Source organism: Prevotella illustrans (assembly GCF_017426725.1).
Lineage (GTDB): Bacteria > Bacteroidota > Bacteroidia > Bacteroidales > Bacteroidaceae > Prevotella > Prevotella illustrans.
The window spans coordinates 1-24,623 of sequence record NZ_JAERMS010000006.1; the positions used below are offsets into that span (position 1 = coordinate 1).

The 24,623-nt window shown below is 39.4% G+C and carries 21 protein-coding genes, 1 tRNA gene and 1 pseudogene; 11 read left to right on the plus strand and 12 right to left on the minus strand.

Annotated features, from left to right (window positions below; all coding sequences use genetic code 11):
• Positions 1 to 393: 393 nt before the first annotated feature.
• The gene (locus tag JHU38_RS03265; protein ID WP_107580963.1) at positions 394 to 1,083 is read right to left on the minus strand and encodes a hypothetical protein; all 690 of its coding nucleotides are present in this window, start codon (positions 1,081 to 1,083) and stop codon (positions 394 to 396) included.
• A gap of 281 nt (positions 1,084 to 1,364) precedes the next feature.
• Here JHU38_RS03265 and JHU38_RS03270 point away from each other — a divergent pair, with 281 nt between their 5' ends.
• Positions 1,365 to 1,589: a hypothetical protein gene (locus JHU38_RS03270; protein WP_107580964.1), complete on the plus strand. Its 225-nt coding sequence runs from the start codon at positions 1,365 to 1,367 to the stop codon at positions 1,587 to 1,589.
• A gap of 198 nt (positions 1,590 to 1,787) precedes the next feature.
• Positions 1,788 to 1,872: transfer RNA gene (locus JHU38_RS03275), tRNA-Ser, on the plus strand.
• 102 nt (positions 1,873 to 1,974) lie between these two features.
• On the opposite strand, the gene JHU38_RS03280 is transcribed toward JHU38_RS03275, so the two are convergent.
• The 6 genes from JHU38_RS03280 to JHU38_RS03305 all read right to left on the minus strand — a co-directional run bounded on the left by JHU38_RS03280 (position 1,975) and on the right by JHU38_RS03305 (position 10,041).
• Positions 1,975 to 4,836: a TOTE conflict system archaeo-eukaryotic primase domain-containing protein gene (locus JHU38_RS03280; RefSeq protein ID WP_369917234.1), complete on the minus strand. Its 2,862-nt coding sequence runs from the start codon at positions 4,834 to 4,836 to the stop codon at positions 1,975 to 1,977.
• Between the two features lie 49 nt (positions 4,837 to 4,885).
• Positions 4,886 to 5,896: a virulence RhuM family protein gene (locus tag JHU38_RS03285; RefSeq protein ID WP_107580966.1), complete on the minus strand. Its 1,011-nt coding sequence runs from the start codon at positions 5,894 to 5,896 to the stop codon at positions 4,886 to 4,888.
• Positions 5,897 to 5,920: 24 nt separating this feature from the next.
• Positions 5,921 to 6,904, minus strand: coding sequence for a hypothetical protein (locus JHU38_RS03290; protein WP_107580967.1), 984 nt, complete (start codon positions 6,902 to 6,904; stop codon positions 5,921 to 5,923).
• 195 nt (positions 6,905 to 7,099) lie between these two features.
• Positions 7,100 to 8,188: a hypothetical protein gene (locus JHU38_RS03295; RefSeq protein ID WP_107580968.1), complete on the minus strand. Its 1,089-nt coding sequence runs from the start codon at positions 8,186 to 8,188 to the stop codon at positions 7,100 to 7,102.
• Positions 8,189 to 8,274: 86 nt separating this feature from the next.
• On the minus strand, positions 8,275 to 9,828 hold the full coding sequence (locus JHU38_RS03300; protein WP_107580969.1) for a DNA methyltransferase: 1,554 nt from the start codon (positions 9,826 to 9,828) through the stop codon (positions 8,275 to 8,277).
• A 9-nt stretch (positions 9,829 to 9,837) separates the two neighbouring features.
• The gene (locus JHU38_RS03305; RefSeq protein WP_107580970.1) at positions 9,838 to 10,041 is read right to left on the minus strand and encodes a helix-turn-helix domain-containing protein; all 204 of its coding nucleotides are present in this window, start codon (positions 10,039 to 10,041) and stop codon (positions 9,838 to 9,840) included.
• Positions 10,042 to 10,394: 353 nt separating this feature from the next.
• Between JHU38_RS03305 and JHU38_RS03310 the strand changes: the two genes are divergently transcribed.
• The 6 genes and pseudogenes from JHU38_RS03310 (at position 10,395) to JHU38_RS03335 (ending at position 14,879) form a co-directional block, all read left to right on the plus strand.
• Entirely contained in the window at positions 10,395 to 10,706 is a 312-nt protein-coding gene (locus JHU38_RS03310; protein WP_107580971.1) for a DUF3853 family protein, read from the plus strand.
• Positions 10,703 to 11,754 (plus strand): annotated as a pseudogene (locus JHU38_RS03315) (AAA family ATPase). The gene JHU38_RS03310 and the pseudogene JHU38_RS03315 overlap by 4 nt, the downstream one beginning before the upstream one ends.
• A gap of 180 nt (positions 11,755 to 11,934) precedes the next feature.
• The gene (locus JHU38_RS03320; protein ID WP_107580972.1) at positions 11,935 to 12,825 is read left to right on the plus strand and encodes a toprim domain-containing protein; all 891 of its coding nucleotides are present in this window, start codon (positions 11,935 to 11,937) and stop codon (positions 12,823 to 12,825) included.
• Positions 12,826 to 12,927: 102 nt separating this feature from the next.
• Entirely contained in the window at positions 12,928 to 13,275 is a 348-nt protein-coding gene (locus JHU38_RS03325; RefSeq protein WP_107580973.1) for a plasmid mobilization protein, read from the plus strand.
• Positions 13,272 to 14,198 (plus strand): relaxase/mobilization nuclease domain-containing protein, encoded by a 927-nt coding sequence (locus JHU38_RS03330; RefSeq protein ID WP_107580974.1) that lies wholly within the window; start codon positions 13,272 to 13,274, stop codon positions 14,196 to 14,198. Before JHU38_RS03325 ends, JHU38_RS03330 begins: the two co-directional genes overlap by 4 nt.
• Before the next feature lie 21 nt (positions 14,199 to 14,219).
• Entirely contained in the window at positions 14,220 to 14,879 is a 660-nt protein-coding gene (locus JHU38_RS03335) for a hypothetical protein (RefSeq protein ID WP_107580975.1), read from the plus strand.
• 290 nt (positions 14,880 to 15,169) lie between these two features.
• Here JHU38_RS03335 and JHU38_RS03340 read toward each other — a convergent pair whose 3' ends face one another.
• The 5 genes from JHU38_RS03340 to JHU38_RS03360 all read right to left on the minus strand — a co-directional run bounded on the left by JHU38_RS03340 (position 15,170) and on the right by JHU38_RS03360 (position 22,074).
• Positions 15,170 to 17,209, minus strand: a complete 2,040-nt coding sequence (locus JHU38_RS03340) for a DUF262 domain-containing protein (protein ID WP_107582279.1) — start codon at positions 17,207 to 17,209, stop codon at positions 15,170 to 15,172.
• Between the two features lie 5 nt (positions 17,210 to 17,214).
• A complete protein-coding gene (locus JHU38_RS03345) occupies positions 17,215 to 18,723 on the minus strand; it encodes a DUF262 domain-containing protein (RefSeq protein ID WP_107580976.1) in 1,509 nt (502 codons plus the stop codon).
• An 81-nt stretch (positions 18,724 to 18,804) separates the two neighbouring features.
• Entirely contained in the window at positions 18,805 to 20,082 is a 1,278-nt protein-coding gene (locus tag JHU38_RS03350; protein WP_107580977.1) for a PDDEXK nuclease domain-containing protein, read from the minus strand.
• Positions 20,083 to 20,093: 11 nt separating this feature from the next.
• A complete protein-coding gene (locus JHU38_RS03355; protein ID WP_107580978.1) occupies positions 20,094 to 21,386 on the minus strand; it encodes a site-specific integrase in 1,293 nt (430 codons plus the stop codon).
• Positions 21,387 to 21,828: 442 nt separating this feature from the next.
• On the minus strand, positions 21,829 to 22,074 hold the full coding sequence (locus tag JHU38_RS03360) for a hypothetical protein (RefSeq protein WP_107580979.1): 246 nt from the start codon (positions 22,072 to 22,074) through the stop codon (positions 21,829 to 21,831).
• A 378-nt stretch (positions 22,075 to 22,452) separates the two neighbouring features.
• Here JHU38_RS03360 and JHU38_RS03365 point away from each other — a divergent pair, with 378 nt between their 5' ends.
• The 3 genes from JHU38_RS03365 to JHU38_RS03375 all read left to right on the plus strand — a co-directional run bounded on the left by JHU38_RS03365 (position 22,453) and on the right by JHU38_RS03375 (position 23,835).
• Positions 22,453 to 22,782, plus strand: coding sequence for a myo-inositol 2-dehydrogenase (locus JHU38_RS03365; RefSeq protein ID WP_199222633.1), 330 nt, complete (start codon positions 22,453 to 22,455; stop codon positions 22,780 to 22,782).
• A gap of 64 nt (positions 22,783 to 22,846) precedes the next feature.
• The gene (locus tag JHU38_RS03370; protein ID WP_107580981.1) at positions 22,847 to 23,551 is read left to right on the plus strand and encodes an SH3 beta-barrel fold-containing protein; all 705 of its coding nucleotides are present in this window, start codon (positions 22,847 to 22,849) and stop codon (positions 23,549 to 23,551) included.
• 47 nt (positions 23,552 to 23,598) lie between these two features.
• On the plus strand, positions 23,599 to 23,835 hold the full coding sequence (locus JHU38_RS03375) for a hypothetical protein (protein WP_107580982.1): 237 nt from the start codon (positions 23,599 to 23,601) through the stop codon (positions 23,833 to 23,835).
• Positions 23,836 to 24,623: the final 788 nt, after the last annotated feature.

Sequence of the window (24,623 nt, forward strand, 5' to 3'; positions counted from 1 at the left end):
GCCGATGAAAGGGCCGCGATTACGGCCTAAAAGCATAGCGATTAAGGGTAAAAAAACGAAGAGAAAACGCCCTTAAAACTACAATGTATTGATAACCAGCGTTTTATAAACTTGCTCTACAATCGTTTATTTTCGTCCTTCTCTTTTCTTTTCCAGAATAATGCCACTTTTTTGATGGTATATGTAAAGATAATTCATTCAGGGTGCGGTAGATATCATTGATACTTGTAAACCTGTCTCCATTAATTTTCTACTGACCCCAAAACACAGCAGGCACTTCTCAAAGTACGGTAACAAGGTGATTCGTTCTACTTGCAGATTCAGCAACTGGGAATCAGCAAGCATGAAATTATCGCTTACAACGATCAATGCGTGATAGAATTTGCAGGCTCATCAATTATTCTTTTTACCGCCATAACGGTCTATCAAGGTAGACTTTCCATTCAAGAACGCTTCAAAATAAGGTGGCTGATCGCGCAACTGAATATCATCATAGACAAAATCGGCAATAACCGTATCTTTCCCATCAGGCAAGATCAAGCCCATTCTTCCGTTCTTTTCGGCCATAATAGGCATGGTGCAAAGGTCATCCACATAGACATAAGGTGTGCGCAGAAAATCATAAAGCGCATGGACAAGGATGCTGCCTTCATGATCTTTAATTCCAAACTTTCCATTCTCCTCGAACACTGTATGGAAACGAATGTATTTACCTTTCATTCGATGTAGATACTTTATGATCTTGCGGCGATTATTTATCAATTTAAGCCAGTAGGAATAGGTATCACAATAGTTAGCTGAGGCACGAGTCATGATGATCTTCCAGTCCATTCCACTCAAAGCTTTACGGTTCAGGTCGATATATCTGGCCAGCGCATTCTCCTTCTCCGGCAATGACAACTTGGACAATTGCTCCTCAAACTTGAGCATAATAGCCTTCGAACCCGACATTCCTTTGATGTAACGATGGATCTGTCGGCTTATTTCATCACAAACAAACTTGTCTATCATTTCAATTTCGATGCAGTCTTCATAGAGTTCATCGAAATTCTCATCTGTTATCTTATTGCTGTTTTGCTTCATGGCGATCCTCCTCTTGGTCAGTTGAAAATCTTCGTTTTACAGTAAATGGAACGATAACATGCTCCTATTAATCATATCAAGTATGCAAGTCTGAAACAGAAAAGCCTTAATCCAGCCTGCCATAACCTAATATTTACAAAGATATGACTATTTTCCATATTACAAAAAAAATCCCTATATTTTTTAATTCTTACAATATTTATTCATTGAAAATTCGTAATTTTGCAGGCAAACGGCAAAAGCCGCTTCCCTATCGCTAACAAATAGTATTATAATAGATTATGAACACAGCATTAATAGGATTTATCCTTTTCGTTGCAGTGGCCCTTGTTGGTTGGGCTATTGCAGAACTTAAAAATAAAACTATCCATTTTAAGCATTCAGAGGCTGAAGCCGAAGGTGAAAAAGAAATGGAAGAACATTTCATGCAGAATGGTGCCCATGAGCAAAATCTGCAGGATCTGCTGAAGCACAACTGCACCAAAGGATATAGTGCTGTAGATTAATCTGCTTGGCAACTCTTACCTTGCAGGCTAAGAGTTTATTCTACGCGCAAAGAGTCAAGCAACAAGTGCTATAAAATCGTACTTGTTGCTTGACTCTTTACTTATGAACAAAACATACTTTCGTAAATTTATCTCTCAAAAGTTTGGCCGTTTCAAATTAATCTTTTACCTTTGCACACACTTTTAAGGAAAGGCCATGGAGAGATGGTAGAGTGGTCGATTACAACGGTCTTGAAAACCGTCGTACCGAGAGGTACCGGGGGTTCGAATCCCTCTCTCTCCGCAGATAAGGGTGTAAATCAGCGAATTACGTGATTTACACCCTTTATTGCACCCAAAAATCTATTATTCAAATAAGGCAAACCTATTACGGACTCGCCCCTTTCTACCTTGTAAGGGGATAAAGAATCTCTATCATTTCATTGGCTATTTTATAATCAACAATTCTCATGGTGTTACTTTCTTCAGAATTGAAGCCGAAGAAATTAATATTTCCATACCATACAATGGATTTGTCAATGATTGCACACTGCAAAGTCTGCTCATTATTACAGACAACATCTATTCCCCCATTAGACAAATCAGTTTCGTTAAAACCTTTTTCTTTGATGCGAACAGAAATTTCTATACCTTTGTACAGAAGGCTGCTAAGCGTTTCTATGATAAGAGGTTTGTATTTATATCTTATTCGTGGAACGGATATCACTACAGAGTGTTTTGCAGCAATCAAATCATTTTGAAATACTCGTTCAAAATTATGGCGGGTGTATATCTGATTTAATAATTCGCCTTCTTGTATACATGATTCGTCTTTCTTACCGTAGCCTGCTGCCATATAGCCCTTCAATCTTTTTCTATACATTGAATCACAGAGAGGTACGCGGATATCAATGTAATCAAAAATCTGCACATCGTTCTTTCCTTTATACTCTCGGTGTAACCTACCTGCGTATTGTTCTATATTTCCTTTCCAAGATATTGGCATAGTCAGAAAGAGCGTGTCCAGCCGTGGATAGTCGAATCCTTCACCGATATACTTTCCTGTTGCCACAATTATTAAAGTTTCGGACTGGCTAACAGATTGTAGTTTTTGTAAGGCAAAACGTTTTTCTTTAGTAGAATCGGCACCAATAAGTTGGATTATATTATCTGCAAAAGGTGAAAGCATTAGAGCCAATACTCTCACATGAGTAGTGCGAGTTGTCAAAATTAGGGGAGTACGTCCGTGTTGAAGCGCAGTTTTTACATCTTCTACGATAAGTTCGTTTCTTGCTTTGTCATTAGACAGAGACTCGGTTATTTGAGTATAACTTTGGGGACTATCGGTGATGTTACAATATGTGGTGAATCTTGATATCAAGGTTCTTTTGAATGTTTGTTTAGCTATTTGGTCTTTAGATGAAGAAGAAAATCTTATCTGCCCACACTGCATGAAAATAATTGGCTGATGTCCATCTTTTCGGATAGGAGTTGCCGTTAGTCCATAGATAAAAGTAGCATTTACTTGGCGCAAAACTTGCTCAAAACTAACCGAGGAAACATGATGACATTCGTCTACAACTACCATTCCATAATCCTTGACAAATGCCTTAGCATTACCCGCATTCAGGCAGGATTGTATCAATGCAATATCAACAATCCCACGCAATGTATTTTTGCCAGAGTGTAAGCAACCAATGATAGTATCTTGTCTTTTCCGCCCCCTCTTCCCAATAGGTGCTTCTATAGTATTTTGAATTTCCAAAAAATCATCTAACCGCTCTTTCCATTGCTCTAACAAAGCTTTGTTATGTACAAGTATCAAGGTGTTTACTCTTCTTTTTGCAATCATAGCAATCGCAAACACAGTCTTTCCAAATGCTGTAGTAGCAGATAATGTCCCAATATTGTGTTCCAACATCGCTTCTATTGCGCTTTGTTGCTCTTCTCGGAGTTCACCTTTGAATGAAACATCAATACTTTGTCCATGATTTGTTTTGTCAGAAATGGTTATCTGCACACCATGTTGTGTCAATAGATTGGATACGGCATCTTCGCATCCACGAGGCAAGGCAAGGTAATCGGCATACAATTCCGAGCAAGAAATGACTCGTGGAATATTATAGGTAGATAGGCGCATACCTTGTTTCTCATAAAACTCAGGATTACGAAAAGCAGCCATGCGTTTGAATAGGTTTACGCACTTAGCAGAAAGCCCAGCCAAAGGAATGTACAGCATATTTGCCCGTGTAAGAGTAATTTTCTTGGGAAAATCATCAGATGCTATGTTTTCTATGCGTGGAGTTTCCCAAGGTTTAGAGCTACTTGTCTTAGAAAGTTCGCCTAAAGACGGAACAATATGTTGTCGCAATAGCAAGTCAACTTCTGCTTCAGAAATTCTCTTTATATTCGACAAGACATTCCATTGGTCAGTATATGCTTTGAAATATTCATCAACAAAAACGCTATTCCCTTTACGCCGAGCCATTCCTTGTAATGGTAAAGCAACAAGATTTCCCAATCCGCCCTCAGGAAGTGTGTTTTGATTTGGAAAAAATCGGTCGTATGACTTGAAAGATAAATGAATATCCTTGCTCATCGCCTTAGTTAGTAAGGCATTCCCAAGTTTCCTCGCTTTAGATGCGAGCAAAGACTCTTTGAAGAATATCCATACATGGGCACCATTGCCTGAGCGCGAACGCTCAATGTAGTAGGGAACACTCCATTCCTTGCAAATCTTTACGAAAGCAAGTACATCATTCTTGTAACCATGTTCACAACTCTTGTCGTCAAAATCAGTGCAAAGAAAAGAACAGGTATTATCTTTGCGTATAGGAAAAATTCCTATGACATCACGTCCCCACTCATCTTTTCCTGCAAGATGATTGAATAGGTGGTCGTAAGAAAGCGGAGCATATTGCCTATTGGGACAATCTGCACATTTATACTTCCGCTTATCGCAAATATCCTTCTTCCATTCATTTATGCATACAGGTTGATAGCCAGACTTTTGGGTAGTACAGCTATACCATCGCTTGGCAAACACATCATTTCGCCCTTGAAACAGCTCTTGGAATATGGTAACTTTCTCTTGCAAACTTAACTTGCATTCAGAGGTGGGTGCAGGTTTAGCTTCCAAAGCCTCACTTTCTTTTGGATTATTCTTACATTTATATTCTATCCCATGTTGAGCAAGCATTTCTTTCAGTCTCGAATTTTCTTCTTCTAACTCTTTGACCTTTAGTTTGAGTGCTATTAAATCCATCATATCCATAGAGGCAATCATTATATTTTGTTGATTAACAAAGTAATCCTGACTATTCTTTGGCTGGAGGTTGCCCGCTCTTCGGCAGTCGTTTTACCATTTTGTCGAAGTCGCTTTCAAGTTGTGCCATTTCTCTTTGGCGGTATATTGCGAACTCTCGTTCGGCTTTTTCGATGGCTTCTTTATGCGACACACTTCCCTTGCCCTCCAATAGTTTGCGTTGTAGAGCAATTATTTGGTTATCGAGAGCAGCTATCCAGTCGGTCATGCGCATAGGGCGTTCTTCAAGTGCTTGGAACTCGGCAAAGTCTAAGAATTGCGATACAAGCAGGTTGAGCCGTTGCAATTCTTTTTCAGTGAGGTAGTTCTTGGCAATCTTCACATCTTCTTTGGTGATATAGTTACCTTTGAAGTTGGTCATGCCCACAAGAGGCTTTTCACTGTCCACACGGTCGTAGATAATCTCGGCTGCAGTATGTTCATGTACGGCATAATGCAACTTATTTTGCACTGTTGCGAAGAAAGTTCGCGTTAGGTCTGTGCGTGGGTCATAATCCACAGACGTGGCATAGATATCTGTTACCTGCTGATAAAAGTTGCGTTCTGATGCCCGAATGTCGCGAATGCGTTGTAGTAACTCTCTAAAATAACGGTTGCCTCCTTGTTTTAGCCGGTTGTCATCCATCGCAAAGCCCTTTTGGATATACTCATGCAGTCGTTCTGTTGCCCAACGGCGGAAGCGTGTTGCTACTTGCGATTGTACTCTATACCCAAGAGCGATAATCATGTCAAGATTATAGTGATCAATATTGCGCTGTACGTTGCGATTGCCCTCCTTTCGAACTAACAAGTATTTCTTGTGAGTTGCTTCGTCTGCCAATTCATTGTCGGCATAGATGTTCTTGATGTGTAAAGCAATATTCTGTTGTGTGGTATCATATATTTCAGCTAACTGCCCTTGCGTCAGCCACACATCTTCGTCGGAAAAGCGCACATTTACCTTTACCAAACCGTTGAAGTCTTGGTAGATGAAGAGATGGTTATTACTATTCCTTTCTGTCATTTTTTATGAATAAATTATTTCGGTTTAAGTATCCATCTCATCAAATAAGCTAGGATATATATAGTCTTCCTGTCTCTCTTTAGATTTACGATGGTGTATCACCTCTTGAGGAATTCCATTTATAGACATATTATCAACCTCAACAACTTCATATTCAGAGGTTATAACTTCTCCGTTTCTGTTTATTTTCTGTTTTTCTAGTAATAAACAATGTATTATACTTCCATTGGAGAATGATATTTTTTGGGAATATACGTCATTTTGAAACTCTTGATCAGACATTCTAAAAGAAATATCTTTCTTCTTATATATTCCTCTCCACTTTCTCTTGCTTCGCTTAAGGATTGGAGCAACTATCTCAATTATAGCCTCTGTGTGTTCTACGGGATCTATATCTGAAGAATCAATTTGGTAAGATGAAAAATCTTCCTTTGAAACTGTCCCTTCCCAAATATTTCTATTCCTTAGTGGATGATCTTTCTGCGCAAAGCTAATTTTTTCAAGATCTTTATAATTAATAAGTTTTTGGTAGTAGTTAGAACGCTTTACGCGAATTGCCGTATCAGTGTGTTGAGTTTGAAAATTTGTGCTTTTTCCTTTTAATTCTGCGATTTCTGCTTCTAAAATGAGTTTTTCTTTTTCATTACGTAAACTCTCTAACTCTTTAACTTCAGTAGACTTCAAATACTCTTCAACTTGATGTTTGACAAGTACTCCTATTACTTCAGATGGAGCAGAACTTAAAACATTTCCTACAATTGTAACAATTAAAGGAATAGCAACTGAAGACAAGCCATTTGCTTTCAACCAAGTTTTTATCCCCCCCTCCTCTAAAGGAAAAGTTTCAATATTGATTGTTACTCCGAATTGCTTTGCAACGTATTCAATGAGTCCCAATAATTCCTGCTGACAGGTATAAAAGACTTTTGCATCCATTGAATGGCGATCATTGGCAAGCCAATAATGAATCTCAAGAATATTTGCATCTAATTGCTTAATATCTTCCATTTATTATATATAATATTCTATCAATTAACAACATTTTATGAATTTAGACCGTCCTTATTTTAATTAGCTAAAGGTAAATATACATTTTAGAGAGTCTAAATGCTCATTTCCACTTTAAGTGCTGCTCAGATGCTTTTTGCTATACAACAACATCCAGATATGTATAGAACAAACCGTTCTTATTCCATATTACAGTTACCCTTTTATAACGAAAATTATATCGGAGAGGCTCTCATAACCTTTTTTATTAAAAGTAAAATCTATCTTCTTTAACGATTCAGAGTTGAACGTATCTAGATAGGCGTTTATTTGTGGTTCAATTAATGAGAATGCGCGTTTCATTTTCCACGATTGATTCATATTGGTAGAGTCAATAAGGATTATAAATAAACGGTTCTCTGCACCAAACAAGCGAGGACTTTGATTCTCATATAGCCATTTCATAAGGGTTTCTGGTTCATTTTGTGCTTCTTTGACAACTTGCTTTCTTATAGAAATAAGATTTGTAACAACCGCAGAATGTCCATGATTTTCTAGTTCTTCTTTAAGGAAATAATATTGTTCCGAATCGGAAAGATTTTTGTCCGGTATAATATTAAATGACTTAGCTTGATGTTTAAGCCATGTAATCTCTTTATTCCCTAATTTTTCCTTTAATTTACTCTGCAAATAAGCTTCAGGAAAATAAGTTACTTTCAAATCTATTGGATTATTGTCGATAAAAAAGTCAACACTCTTGATTTCTCCAACTGCGGATAGGACACGTTTATGTTTCTTGAAAATAGATTCTATAAGGTATGATGTCCAATTATTATACCAACTCGTCTGTACAAATTTCCAAGCATTAGCAGCAATGGCATCTGCTTTACTTTTGAGTATATCGAAATCACTAATGGTTTTGATGTATCTTCTAACGAGGTATTGATCAAGTGAGTTCTCTTGGTCACCTCCCCATTCGTAATTTGTAATTTTGCGCAGATCACTTTTCAATTTTTCTTCGTCAACTCCCATTGTGTGATACCACTCATTGTTTCTGTTAAATAGATAAGTATCAAGTATAGCCATGCTATTAGGGATTTTCTCCATAAGAGAGTACAATTCGGCAAATTGTTCGCCTATTTTGGTAGATTTGAGTACAATATTGTTATCGTTCACAAATTGTTTTATCTGTTTACTTCTGCATACGGCTCTTACTTTCAAGTAAAGTAATGCTTTCTCATTATGATTAAATGCGTATAGATTTTGGGTACGAAACTCTTTGTCCCACTTTTCAAAATTTGTCATAATAATTCGCTTTTATAAGAATAAATAAATCCGTATTTATTAAGAATCATATTTTATAAGTTTTATTTTGCATTTTTGTATTGAACTTATTTAATACCCCATCGCCCATCGGCTTTAAGTGAATAATTGTTATTTAAGAGTTTAAAGACGTCAACGTTCCCGATAATAATCATGTTGCGTAAAACCCATTCCATTATAGTCATCATTATACCATTGGTATCATTAATTCCATTTTGAATGGTATTGGTTATTAAGTCTTTTATAATACTCGTGAATTGTTCATCATCACAGGCATGAAAGCAAACAGGATCTGGGTTCTTTCGGAATGTAACAAGTACATCTCCTTTTATAGACTTTATTCGATTGAGTTGTCGAGGAGGATATGTTTTTTGTTCAAGCCACTCATAATCGACAACATTAAAGTTATTAAATATGCATGCATTACTTACAGCTTTCCATTCTAATCCCGAAAGTGAGTGGAAAGTTAGTGAGAAATACTTATTATCTTTTAATATTCTTCTAATTTCCGAGATTGCCGAATTGATATCTTTCTCAAAAGAACTATATTTTTTTTCTCGTTGATTACTATCTGATATTACAATTTCTTGTGAATAGTCAGGAGATAATTTTAGCCATGAATTCCAAATAATGCTTTGTTCAAAGTATGGTACGCTGTCACCGTAAGGAGGATCTGTGAAAACATAGTCTACAGAATTATTAGCTAGCTGTATTCTTTTTGCATCATAATTGGTTATCCTTAAATCGGATGTCACTGGGGCTATTTCCAAATTACCTAAAAGCGCATCTAAATAATTTTCCTTACCCTTTATGGCTTTTTTTAAGCGATTCTCAAAATAATGCAAAACATTATTTTCAATATAAGTCTTACCTATATAAAAACCTGTCATCCATGCACCTTGGGATAGCATACCTCTACTTTTTATGGGAGGTACGAGTTTAGAACAATTTGCTAAATTTGCAGTAAACGCAATTAACAACAAGTCTTTTTCTGCTCCCGAAGAATATTTTTCTATTAAAGACAATAATTTTGCATGACAAGCAAGGGTTCTTTTTGTGAAAAGATCCTTCACTTTCATATTTGGATATGCTGAGATTCGGGAATTTTCGATTATGTTTACCACAGGATACCAATCATAAATTTTAGAATTACTTTCGTATGAACAAAATTTTTCTGCTAATTTGGTCGGAATCTCTTTAGTCGAAGTTTTTCTATTGTTTTTATAAGTGAATCGAATCGGCAAACCATCTTTTGATCTTAAAATAGAAATAGGAAAATAGGTGATATTGTCAATTGATATTTCATACCACAGCTTTGCATAAGGAATGAAGTCTTGTTTGATTTTTTCCCAAGCTTTCTTTACATTTGAGATATTTATATCTTTAGAAAATAAATTTCTAGCAATAAAATTAGCAATTGGATTTAAATCATTTACTATCACATTACGATTTTTCAAGTAAGCCTCACAGCAAAAAACACCATAGCCTGCAAAAGGGTCAATAATCGTATCTCCAGTCTGTGTGTATTTATCAATCAAATGGCTTAAGCCAGCTGCAGGCTTTTTTCCCCAATATTTATGCATGAAATACCGAGAAGATTTGTTTTTTGTATTTGTCGTCATATACTATCATTACTTTACCAAATCTTTAACTGACACGCCAAGCAGATCCGCCACCTTGAAGATAATAGTAAGATTGGGTTGCTTTCGATTGCAAACGTAGGCGTTGGTGATGCTGAAACTCATACCTAACTCTTTGGCGAGCCATGTTTGAGTAATGCCTCGCTTCTTCAAATGCTCCTTAATAAGGTTGCTATGCTCTGTCTTTTGTCCCATGGAATTATTTCTATATCTGTTACAAGTGCAAAGATATGAACTTATACTGAATAAAACGAAAAAAATTCAGCTTTAACACTGTGGAGAAACGATTCTCATTCTGACGAAGACATCGTCGACCTAAAAGAGTATTGAAATGATGATTTATGAGTTGCTACCAACCTTGATTTTCTTCCCTTTTCTGAGTTCTATAATTGTTCCTGAGAACCTCTGATTTCCTGAAATTCCCCTACTGTTCCCGCTACCTCTATGAGTCTTTGATTTAGGCTTTTTGCCCTCTACTTTTGTACCGTCAGAGCTGACTGAATGCCCTATGCGCAAGGGCGAGTTATTTATTTCAAAACAATCGAGTTATGACGACAAACGAATTATTGGGCAAACCTGTTTGGCAGATGACGGGCGAAGAGTTACTTTTCCTTGCACAGCATGGCAATATGTCCGCGAGAGGAGAAGTAGCAAAGGTTTCCTCCTCCAAAGAAGAAAAGCGATATGTGTATGGTTTGGCTGGCATTGCACGTCTCTTTGGGTGCAGTCTGCCCACAGCTAACCGTATCAAGCAGAGTGGTAAAATCAACCGTGCCATAACACAAGTGGGTCGTAAGATTATTGTTGATGCTGACCTTGCACTTGAATTGGCAGGACGAAAGATGGGAGGGCGAGGATGAACACTACGGATTATGAAAATATTTGGAAAGCCTCACTTATCCACGTTACGGACGAGTTTACGCTTCCTCCAGTTGTACTGCAAGCAGGAGAAGCCATCATTGGCACACTGGGTAATTTCAGTGTGTCAACAGGAAAGGCGAAAGCAAAAAAGACTTTCAATGTGAGTGCTATCGTTGCAGCAGCCCTTGTCAATGGTCAGGTGCTGGAGTATCGGGCATCATTTCCCGAATGTAAACGCAATATCCTTTACTTTGATACAGAACAAAGTCATTACCATTGCCAACTCGTGATGCAGCGCATTCTGCGATTGGCAGAGGACTACCGATTGATAGAGAGCCGGAACATTTGAAATTCAGTCACCTCAGAGCCATTGCCGACCTAAATGAGCGCAGAGAAATAATCCGCTACGCCATCTACCATACGCCCAACGTGGGCTTGGTGGTCATTGACGGCATTCGTGATTTGATGCTTGATATCAATAACTCAACGGAGGCGACTAAATTGGTGGGCGACTTGATGCAGTGGACGAGCGAGCAAAACATCCACATTCAAACCGTCTTACACCTCAACAAAGGCGACGACAACGCACGAGGGCATATCGGCACCGAACTCAACAACAAGGCAGAGACCGTCCTACAAATCACGAAGGACAACACACAGCCCGAGCGAAGCATTGTTGCCCCTGCCATCATTCGTTCCAAACCCTTCGACAAATTTGCTTTTCGGCTCAAGGAAATGGAAGATAAGGTGTGCATTCCCGAAATCGATTCGACTTACACGGACAATGAGCTCAAGCCCCATCGCCATTCCTATCACGAGCTAAGCGACACGGAACATCGAAAAGCATTGATACAAGCCTTCTCTTTGGGCAAAGTATTGCCTTATGGCGAACTCATCGTAGCACTCAAAAAGGCTTATGCGGAGGTCGTAGGGCAATCTTATGGGCAAACCAAAATCAAAGAACTTCTACAATTTCTGCTCAACAAAGGTATGCTGATAAAGGAAGAACGAGGAAAATATCGGCTCAACCAAGACTATCTACCCTAAAACCTTTGGTCGGTCGGACACAGGCTATATATACCTGAATCAACCCGACCAAAGAGAAATAAGTTTGGTCGGTCGCAAATGGGTGCCTATAGTGTACGACCGTCCGACCAAACAACAATCAACCAGCCTCCAAAAGAAAAAGGCTGGGGCTATATCCTTTCAACTTAAAACAACATCACAATGGAAATACAACACATCAAGCAAATCGCTATCACCAATTATTTGCAACAACAGGGCTATGCGCCAGCACGAGTACAAGGCATTCACTATTGGTACTACTCTCCGCTGCGCAATGAAAGCACACCATCCTTCAAAGTCAATACAGAGCGCAACCAGTGGTACGACTTCGGCTCGGGCGAACATGGCGACATCATCGACCTTGTATGCGCTTTACATCGTTGCACTATCAACGAAGCCGTCAGGCTTTTGAGTGGTGCTAAACAAGTAGCGCATCAAGAATTTTCTTTTGGCGGTAAGAGAAATTTCTCTGAGCGCAAGTTGGAAATCCTATCTGCGCAACCGCTCTCCAATCCCTATTTGCTCCGCTATCTCGCAGCACGTGCTATTCCTCTTCCCATAGCCAGCGCCTACTGCTCGGAAGTTCTATTCCAAAATATGAAACGGACATACTATGCCATTGGATTTGTAAACGATGCTTTGGGATGGGAAATCCGCAATATGTATTTCAAAGGATGTATTGCCCCAAAGGCTGTTACAACGATTAAAAGAAGCACTGAATGCTTGCAAATCTTTGAGGGCTTCATGGACTTTCTTTCATGGCAAACGCTCCATCCTTCTTCCACCTGCGATGCCATCGTGCTTAACTCTTTAGCACTTTTGCCACGTATTCAAGAGAAGATAAAAGGCTACAAGCAAGTTGAGAGTTTTCTGGACAATGATGATGCAGGACGAAAATCGTTTGAAGTTTTGAAGCAGTTTTACCCACAAATCATAGATGGTTCTGTTCGCTACCGAACATACAAAGACCTCAACGAATGGCTCGTTTCTAAGTCCCAACTCAAAGAAAAGCAGCCTTTATTACCGACCACGAAGCGTGGCATCAGAAGATAGCGTGTATCTGGGAAGCAAGTTTGTGTTTTGAGTATCTCAAAACCTACTTGCTCCCACCATTGGGAGATAAAAATCCCGTTGGTCTCATCAAAAAATAAAAGTATGGAACAGAAGAATAAAGGTGGACGACCCACCAAGACCTTATCAGAGAAACGAAAATACCAAGTACTTCTACGGCTCAACACCATGGAGTACTACACTCTGTTGGGCAAAGCGCGCGAGGCATCCATCACTCGTACTGAGTTTTTGCGACGGCTCATCACAAAAGCAGAGGTCAAGGCGCGCATCACACCCGAAGAAATGCAACTCATCCGTACGGTTTCGGGCATGGCAAACAATCTTAACCAGATTGCCCATCGACTCAATGCTTTCGGTATCTCAGCACTCAACGAAGAACTGAATGCGCTGAAACAACTTATTCACGAACTCATGAAACGATTGAAACTATGATTGCCAAGATTATCAAAGGCGCAGACTTCGGAGGAGTTATCAATTATATGCTTAGCAAAGAGAAAGGAAAAGCTAAGGTTTTAGTGAGTAATAACATTGGTTTTATCGACCAAAACCTATGCGCCGACGAGTTCACTCTTCAAGCCTCTATGCGCCCGAACGTGCAGAAGCCCGTCTGCCATACGATACTCTCGTTCTCTGCCAGCGATGCCGAGCGACTGACAGATGATGTGATGGTGAAGATTGCCAACGAATATCTTCATGAAATGGGCTATGGTGACACACAGAGCCTTATCGTAAGGCACAGCGACCGCCAGCATCCGCACTTACACATTTGCATCAACCGTATCGGCAATGATGGTAAGACCATCAGCGACTGCAACGAGAAATATCGCTCCACGAAGATTTGCCGAGAACTAACCGAGCATTATGGCTTGACTGTTGGGGAAGGGAAGAAAGCGGTAAACCGTCACCGATTGCGAGGTGAAGACAAGTTGCGCTATGAGATTTTCGATGCCATCAAAGCTGTGTTGTCCAAATCGAAGAATTGGAAAGAATTTGTCGAAGACTTAGACAAACAAGGCATTACCACTCGTTTCAAAATAAAAGGCAATACAGATGTAGTGCAAGGCATCATTTTTGTAAAGGACGGTTTCAGTTTCAGTGGCTCAAAGATAGACCGTTCCTACTCTTTCTCGCGCCTCAATGCAGAGATAGAACGAAATTCTCACAAACAAGAGCAAATTAATCTACAAAATGAGCCTATGGCACATCCTGTAGATGAAAGCAATTTTATTACCGACCTATCCGAAGCAATTAGTGAAGTGTTATCCATGCCTACACCAAGTACTGGCGTAGATGTTGATGAACTTCGATTTCAAAAGAAACTTCGCAATAGAGCTAATCGTAAACGTAGAATTTAATCACATCAAATTTATATCAGTATGAATAACGAAATAGCACCTGTTCTTGATATTCTCGAAGAACTTAAACAAGAATGTAAAGCCATCAGCAAAGCACAAGCAGAACTTCGCACCACATTTGCAGAACAGTCTGCTAGCCCAAAAGCAGAGCGCACCACAACGCAAGAGACCGTGCAAATCCATCTTTCCAAAGAGACGCAGGCCAAAATCAAGGAGCACCAACTTTTTGTTTTGGAGGCACTCTCGCAGTCGAGCAAGAAACTCGACCCGAAGTTTGAAGCCTTGCAGCAACTCATCAGTGAGCAACAAAAGCCCGTAGAGTACAAGAACTACTCACTTTTTGCCAGCGTGCAATTAACCGAGCGTATGCTGCTCATATTGGTTTGTGGGCTGGTTATGGTTAGCTGTTGGTGCTTCGGTATGGGAGCCAACAAGCTGCAAATAGCCTCTGATTATGACCTGCGTTACCGCTATCTACGTATGCGGGGCAAAGCCACGACTGTAGACTTCACTCATCTTGACAGCATATTTATAACACATCGCAATCCCAAAGCGATTCAGCAGATGCAACAGAAGGTAGTCGATTATGAGCAAGCCCTGCAAAGGCAAGCAGAGCTGGTATTACAACAGGATAAAATCAAGCAAGAACAAAGAGAACTAAAGAAGCATTTGAAAAAATGACAATTACTCCAAGAAATTGTTTAGTGCAGTTTCTTGGAGTGTCTTCGTTCAGTAGTTGGTTTTTATTCTTGTAGATAAACTTATAGTTTACTATTGCATAAAACTTCAGTTTGATACACCCTCTTATCGTTAAGCAGGATTACATAGCTAGCCCAGTTGGTACAAACAAAGGCTGATTACTTGAAGATTTCCTCAATCTGATATATATCATGGCGATAGATAGTCAATAGAATGTGCGAATATACTTATGTCAATGTTATAGGAACGGCATAATGGTATTATATTGAATTTCATTCAGAGTTATTCATAATAATCTCTAACATATTTTTTTGATGACGGACCATATCTTCTACGTCCCATTCTAAGCCAAATGGACGTTTCTTTTTCTCGTCTTTAATACCGTTATTGTAATTATCTTGGCATATCTGCAACATAATTCTGAACTTTAAGGAAGCAACACTCACCTGATTGGACTTTATATCAAGATAGCGATTCTTTTTATCAATTGGATTCCAGTTTGAGCCAGAACTATTTGCATCAGAACCTATCATGGCAAAATTACCATAGCAGTTTATATCATGCGTACTAATTGGCATATTGTCTCCAGCCTTAGCTTGCGGATAATAATGCTCCAAACTTTTTCTAGTTCGAGAGAAATAGAAGTTATTGAAAGCATCCAACTCAAAATCACCACAACCTAATGAATTGAAAAAATCTTTTCGATTACGAGAATTCTTCTTTGCTTTGTTACCTCGCAGTTCAACAACATATTTCTTCCAAAGCTTATAATCTGTATAATTAAATACATACAAAGGTATATTGCATGAGCCGATGGGGTAGATACGATTGAAGTCCCGATTCACTTCTTCTAATTCAACATTCAATTCACCATTATTAAAAATAGTCTCATCAAAACTATTTGGCTTCGGCTGATTTATGTCGTTGAGTTTACTTGCATCGAGATACACTTCAAAGAAATACTTATCAGCCAGTTTTCTTAAGAATTCCACATAATTATTAAGGTCCCAATCCTCAAACAAGTGGTATAAACAATAGAACAGATAGTTTTTTCTTTGCTTAGGTGTGAAAGCGACTTCAAACATAGACAATAATTGAATAACCTCATTTTGTTGTGCCTTATTGTCCTCATACAAATCCTTTAGATAAGCAGCCTTACTACCTTTCTTGTAAAAATATTGCAACTTCCATGGATTCTCAATGGCTCTATCTTCACTATTGGCGTGATGTATTATATAGTTATCAAGATAGTACTTAGCCAAAAGAAGGTTGTATGCGAAGTCTTTGACAAAGTCTGGAGTAAGGCGTACTTTTTCAAACTCCTTGATTAGTTCCTTGTCATCAAGCGTGAAACTCAAAGGGTCAAAATCATCTTCGTTCCGCATCCTCGTAATCTTCAGTACAATGAGCAGGAAGTTCGGAAAGTCTATTATGGGCTGGAAACGATCGTTTATGTCATCTTCTTCCTTCTTTTCTATCTTTTTTATAGGTGTATTTAAAAGATCTGAAATAGTTTTCATCCCCAATGATAAAGATGAATCCACATTAGAATTCGGAAAGTCGTTGAAAGATTTTATATCAAAACTGCCCATTGTTTTACCAAAGACACTTGTCATCCCAGGAAGCTTCTGCTGAATATAGAAACTCATGTCACTACAAGCCTCCCATATACGACTAAACTTCTCCATAGCTTCTTCATTGCCAATTAGTTGCTCACAGAGTTTGGCTTTTACTATTTCGTGCTTTTCTAACTGCTCACCGCGAGAGTTCATAACTTCAAAATAGTGATTCAAATCTACGTCTTTCGGCACACGATAATGGATGATATGCACCTTGTCCAAGAAAAAAGACTTAAAAGATTCAATATCAGCATTCTTGTCACCGACAATCTCGTTGAGTGCTTCCTTTGCATAATGGAAGCCATTAAGAATACCCATATCGTTTTCATCACCAAACGCAGGCATTTTTTTTATTGTCGCTGCCGAAACTTTTCTTGCAGAATAAGTAAGAGTATTTGGAATATCCTTTATGTCCAATGCCTTTAGGATAATGTAGATTGTTGTCAATCGCTGTTGTCCGTCAATAACTTCATAAATATTATCATCTCGCTTGTATGTGACAAGAGTACCTATATAATAAACAGGCTTTTCCAACGAATCATATACATCCTTTATCAAGGCGTATATTTCTTCACGTCCCCAGGCATAATTACGCTGATAGATAGGTATCTTGTATAATATAGAAGCCCCTCTTTTTGAGAAATAGATATCATGAATAGAGCACTCTTCAAGAATATTATTCAAATCTTTCATTGTCTTCAATTTTTATAGAAACCATTTGTTTGGAAAAAATACAGATAGTTTTCATACACACCATCTTTCTCGTCCTTTAGATTCTTCAATGTTTCACCATCGCCATTATACTCGTAGCATTCCTGCGCCCAACCATCTTTAATGTCATCATTTGAAAGCGGGTTAAGCTTGTCTGCCAAAGCACTCAGTAATGAAGTCGGTGTATCTTGCTTAGCAATCAGTTTATACATATTAAATGTATTGATCTTTTCACTCCACCCCATAATGTAGTTTTGTGCAGAAAGCCAACCAAGATTAGTATATTGTGCTCTCAAGGAATAAGCCCAAATGAATGCGTATATGACAAATTGTTCAAACAAGTCAATATCTTCTTTTGTCGGATATGTCTCTGGGCAGAATCTGTCAACGTAAAGCAGAATAGAGGTGTCAAACATCAGACGTGTTATACCATTACCTATTCCTTTTTTGAAGTGCCGGTCTAATGTTTTAACTATTATATTGTCATTGATATAGAATCCCTCATACTTATTGTTATTCTGAATATCTTTTAGTATATTATAATAGTGCTTTGTATATTCAAAAAACGGCTTACCGGCAATTATCGGTGTGTCTAATTGGAACGCATTTACATTCCGAGTACCTGAGACAAAAGGCATTGCAGAAGAATTGACCATATCTGCATAGCAATAGGCACTCTTGTAGAATTGGGCATAAGGCGTTCTTGCTGAACAAGTAACACCTTTGAACATATGGATGTTATGCTCATTCAAGATATTAGCTTTGTTGCCTGCTACCCATTCTTTGATACGATATAGGTAATTACCAAAGAAATCAGCTAAATCTCTTTGTGAAACCTGTTCCCAATCCTTTACTATTCTTTCTGTTTCATCCTCGCTGATGTTATTCATCTCGCGTAGATGGTATGCTTTCAACAAATCATGAGGATAAAGAGCTTTACCCCGTGCATTTTGAGAGTCAAAAAACTGAAAAGCTTCAGACACATCGGTGGTTATCACAACAATCAACTCACACCTGTTCTCAATATAATCCTTAAGATGCTCCATCTCCCGTTGATATTCAACTGCCGAATCATTGTCTTCCAACTTTAATCCAACCCTACGGAAAAGTGCATTATAGTTGTTAGCGATATTATGATCATTGTATGTATTGTCATATATCTTTTGTCTCAAAAGCTCGATACTATTTTCTCCTAATGCCGTCAGAAGAAGAGAGAAAGTAATGATGCGTTGCTGTCCATCAACAATATCATATTGTCCCTTTTCCTTTGTTTTGTGAAGGATAAGCGTACCAACCCTGTATCTTTCCTTATTACTATTCTTGGCATCAATAATATCATCGAGCAATTGTATGGCATTCCGAGCTGTCCATTTGTATGGACGCTGGTAAAGAGGCACACATAGCTCTACATCCTTGATAGGCTCCTCGCAATTCGTTATGGTTTTGCGAAGTAGCAAATCGCCTATAGTAGTTATTGATAATGTTAAACTATTCATAATATGAGTATTAGTTATATGTGTTTACACATCGTAATCCGAACCATGGTAAAAGATCTGTATAACAACTGAAACATCATTTTATATGTTTTTATCTACAATCTTACTCAATTCCTCTTCAACTTCCTCTACCGTAGGCAGAGCCGATTTCAAATTCTCAGGAATAGCTTTTGAGAGTTGATAATCACTCACACCTATTGGCTGGTCGTAACCAGAGAGAGCATATTGCGCCACTACTTTGTCGCCACCATTGCAGAGGAGCAAGCCGATTGTCTTGTTGTCGTGTTCGCCACGGAGGGTATCGTCCACTACATTGATGTAGAAGTTCAGTTGTCCCATATATTCGGGCTTGAATGGTGTCGCTTTAAGTTCGATAACTACGTATGCGTGTAGTTGGATATTATAGAGAATAAGGTCGGCATAGAAATCAGAATCGCCCACTTCGAAATGCTTCTGTTGTGCAACAAAAGCAAAGCCATTACCCATTTCCAGAAGATACTTGGTAATGTGTGAAACCAATTGCCGTTCAACGTCTCGTTCTGCCATTTTATCTGTTTGCCCCATTATATCAAAGATGTAAGGGTCTTTCATCAGATAGTTGGCAAGGTCGCTTTGTGGTTTGGGTAATCGTACAGAGAAGTTGCTCACTTTCTTTGCCGTAATCTGCCGAGCGAAAAGGTTGGTTTCAATTTGCATTTGCAGAACATTGCTGCTCCAACCATTGGCAACTGCCTGTGTGATATACCAATAGCGTTCACCTAAAGGTAGTTTGCTATTAAGTAAAATTACATGGCTTGCCCAGTTCGTGCGAACTACGGCTGAGTGCTTGAAGATTTCTTCTATCCGGCTGATATTACAGTGATAGATAGCTGATAGCGTTTCTGAAACCTCTCCTAATTGTGCAAGAGGTTCTTGCGTATTTATCTCTCCCTGAATACTTGCTGCTTGTATTTGCGCAAGAGGCTCTTGCGTAAATTGATTGAGTTCGTTTGTTAGTTGTAATACGTTATCAACAGAAGGACTATTGAGTAATTCTTCAATCTTACCCATTTCTATTAGAACCTCCATTGGATAAGCCTTTGCGAACTGGCACATATAGATAAGGTTACGGGTGGAATACCCCTTCTTATCTGCATATTGTGAGCGTATCGCCTTGGATAAGTTGTCAATGACTTTGCTTCCCCAACCTTCTTTCTTTTGGAGGTAGAGAATGAAATGCCCTACTTTCCAATAATGGAAGAGCATATCAGCATTAGCCGAAGCAATCACGCGCACTTGGGTCTGCTCTAAATCAGAGCCAATAGCACGCACTATGGGCGAAAAATCCTGTTTGTCGGTGTTCTTTATATCGTTGCTCATTGTGAAATCTATTATAACTGATTGAACTTACTCATAGCATTCGCCTTGATGTCGTCTGCAATATCAATGTAGGGTTTCATTGCCTTGTAGTCGCTATGTCCTGTCCACTTCATCACCACCTGCGGAGGAATGCCCAAAGCGAGGGCGTTACAGATGAACGTTCTGCGACCAGCGTGCGTGCCAAGCAAAGCGTATTTAGGCGTAACATCGTCTATGCGCTCATTGCCTTTGTAGTAAGTTTGGCGCACAGGCTCGTCAATCCCTGCCATTTCTGCCAATTCTTTGAGATAATCGTTCATCTTCTGATTGGTAATCACAGGCAAGACCTTATCATTTTCAAACGCCACATCCTTGTACTTGTCAAGAATCGCTTTGCTGTGGTTGTTCAGCTCGATAATCAGGCTATCGGAAGTCTTGACCGTTGTAACCTCAATATGGTCGTCTTTAATATCACTTCTGCGGAGGTTGAATACATCCGAATAGCGCAAACCAGTGAAGCATTGGAAGAGGAAAACATCACGCACACGTTCGAGAGCCTGCTTGTTGAAAGGGATTTTGAACTCTCGGAGACGGTTGAGTTCGTCCCAAGTGAGAAAGATGATTTTCTTTTGGGTACTCTTGAGTTTAGGCTTATAACTATCGTAGGCGTTGTTTTGATGCACACCTTTCTTGAAAGCCCAGCGCAAAAACCATTTCAAGAAACTCAATTGCTTGCCAATGGTTGTGTTGCGCATCTCCTTTACATCACGCAGATAACCCACATAGTCATTCAAGCCTCGCTCATCAAAGAACTCAAAGGTAAGTCCTTCACGAAAGTTGGTCAAATGATTTTTCACGGCTGCAAATTTCTCAAACGTGGAGTCCGTCCAATTGTTCTGACGTCCACAATCCTCGACAAAATCATCAAACACCTGAAAGAAATCACAAGGCAACGCTTCTTTCTTTGGCTTAGGTTCTTCGCTCACAGGTTTGCGCAAAGCATTGAAAGCCTCCTTTATCTGTTCGGGCGTTGGCATTACGTCCTCTACCTCAAACCTCTTAAAGATTGACTGTATTTCCGTGTAATACTCCAAGAGCGAAGCATTGATTTCAGAAGCCGATTGTTTTAACTTGTTGCTACAACCATTCTTCACACGCTGCTTATCTGCATCCCATTTGGCAGCATCAATGCGATAGCCAGTGGTGAACTCAATCCGCTTGGACGCAAAATTAACGCGCATACGAATAGGTACGTTCTCTGTGATAAGAACTCCATCCTTCTTCCTGCTCTCCAATGTGAAGATGATATTCCGTTTGATGTTCATATCTTCGGGTGTATTGATTTATGCACCCAAAGTTACACCCTAAAAATGATATTACCAAAGATTTTCCGTGAAATCTCATTTTATTAACATTTCTCATAAATACCTATATAACAATGAATTGATGATATGTGATAGCCCGTGATAGTTCGAGAGAAAGAGCCTCTCTCTCCGCTTCGTACAGCGAGTTAAATCCCTAAGTTTCAACAACTTAGGGATTTTTTATTTCCATTTATTTATTTCTTGACCCACTTTTTGACCCAGTTCTTGACCCACTTTTTGACCCACTTTTACTCCGAACACTTTTTAACATGAAATTGTTTTTAATCCGTGTAAACATTTTTCAGCGTGTATTTACTTATTGATTATCAACATTTTACGCAATTAATCAAAAAGGTGGATTTGAACCTTTGTTATCAATCATTTCATTCGTCTTGTCAGAACGCTATCTACCATTCCCTTTTTCTTGCTTTCCCTCCTGTCTTTCCTTTTTTGACCGTATCAATTCTCCAGCCTTTATGATAGCCTTCTTGTTAAGGACTACACCGCCCTTGCTAAGACCTATACGTTCCAGTGAAGATTGTCTGATGCCAATGTCATCTGCTGAAAGCACGCTGTATATGGCTGGGATGGAGCCGAAGTAATAACTCTTCCTTCCCTGGATAAGTTGCACATGAATAACCTTTGTCATAATCTTCTTATAATTTTGTCTCACTTCAAAATTACAAAATAGTTACTATATACGATATTTTGAATGATTTTATTTCAAAAACCTAATCATGATTAGTTTTCTGCTATTCTATAGGAGACTGTCTGGTTTCCATTTTCCTTTGCAAAGTTAGCAAGGTCGGCAGAACGCAAAGTATCGCCATACTATTTGAGAAGATTTTCATAGCAGCCTTCCTCAAATCAAAGATTTGGGTTTTCCATGAAAATCTTCCCAAATTACTTTGTTTATCTACCTGCTGACCTTGCTCCCTCTGGCACGTAAAATTAGAAATCCCGACAGTCTCCTGCTGCAAAACAGCAAAGAACTAAAGGGAAATGTATCACTTAAAGCATCACGATTATGGATATTTCAAACAGAGAAATGGTTTTAACGTCATTAGGGTTTTTCAAGAACGACTATCAACTTGATAACTTTCGCTCCAACTTTGGCTATGACTGGACGGACGAGGATTTGAACGAGGCTATCGACACCGCAGGGTACGACCTTTCCAACGTGCGCAACTTCTTGATGGAAACACTTTGGCTAAAGGTGATAGAAGAATATGTAGACTATAGAGGTTGTGAGCGTGAAATGTTTGATTGTTATGTGAACGGCACACTTGACACACACTTCTATTTCAATCATTCAGAGGTACAATGCACCGAGGATATAGAAGAACTCTTGAACTAAACAGAACATCAGACACTCGCCAAGTAGCACCCTATTTGGCAAGTGTCTATAAAAATAAGATAAAATGGAAAATCTATTTGACACATTGGTAGCCAAACTCCGTAAAGGCATCGTTTCTTTCGTTTACAAGAAAAAGGACGGCACAGAACGCTATGCGTGTGGAACCTTGTATGGCATCGGACATACCATAAAGGGGAAATCAAAGCATCATCAGTGCAATTATACCCTTGCTTACTATGATGTGGACTGCAAGGGCTGGAGGTCATTTGTCATAGAGAACCTTGTGGAGGTGGGTGAACTTCGACAGGAGACCATGGACGAGCATCACGACATCTGCCTTGCGCTTGTTGTAAAGCTCAAGGAAAAGATGAAGAAAGAGGGTAAGACAGCCTTCGCTTATCATAAGGCAGATGGAACTATCAGATATGCACATGGCATTCTGTCTGACGGCATAGATGTTTCGGGAAGATATTTTGTCTATTTCGATACCGACAAGGGCGAAGAGCGCAAGTTTCGCATTGACGCTTTTATCGGCATCGGTGAACCAAAAGATTTGGAAGGCTACTGCATATCTTCTTTTGAGAAGACCACGGACAATAAAGCGTACAACGATTTTGGCACTTTGGACATCAAGTCTATTCTTGCCAAGCGAGGTGTGGCGATTGAGGACACAGAGAACTTTATGGTCATAGACTTGCTACCCGAACTTAATAAGGCGCAGTTGAAAGACCTAATCTGCAAAGCTACAGAAAGGCTTGCATCACTCTAATCAAAGGTAATGCCCCGACTAACCATCGGGGCACAAATTCTTCCATTATGCTACGTTACCCAAGAGTTGAAATCATCAAGAGAAAGACTTTCGTACCCATCTATCGAGAGCAATACGAGGTACAGACCATGCGACCTAATCGACCTATGAAAAGCAGGTTCGGAATGAACAAGAGCCAGGCAATGGCGTATTCAAGAAGAGAGGTAGCCCTGCTGAAACAGGAAGGATATACCAAAGTAGTATATCAGTCTATGATGGTGAACTTAAAAACCTTTCGCCCATAAAACGCTATTGTGGTGGAATGATTGTGCAAGCATGGTGCCACATTCCACCATTCGCCGTGTGCTGCTCCCACAACTCGCAGCACTCTCCATCTCCCCCAAGCCCTATTGTCAAAGCTATGCCCTGAAATCGCAAGTCACTACTGAGGTAGCCACTTCTTTCGCCCATTACAAAACACGCTACCGCAAGTTTTGGTCAGTACTTCTTTCCCTTTCGTCCTATTCCTCATGCCTGGTTGCTCCGCCAGTATTCTTGTCGGGCAGCAGGCCACTCCGCCTTTACACGTTCCGCTGGAAAAATAGTAACCTCGTTCTTCCACTCCACTTTGTTGCTGGCTACATGGCTTACAGCCTGACCGAACACAGGCTACGCAAAAACCCTTAAAACGGTCGCAGCCGTTTTAATCCCATAAAAGACACTGTTTCTGACCTTTCAGGATCGCCAACAGAGTCTTTCAAGGGACTTTGGGAGAGCGGTAAGAACAGCATCTTATCTTGGAGTCTTGCCAGGCAGTCTTTGCTTGTTCCCTTATATAGGCACTCTGTGCCTTATGTATATCGTTTACACTCCTGCACTCACTGTCTGGATTTAATTTTACTTAGCAAAGGTAGCAAGTCCGTCAGAACGCCGAAGTACCGCTACACTATTTTGGGATATTCTCACGGAAGCCTTCCACAAATCGGAGATTTGGGTTTTCCATGACAATCTCTCAAAATTACTTGGCTTATCTGCCTTATGGACTTGCTTTCCTCATGCACATAAAATTTGAAATCCCGACAGCGATGCTGCA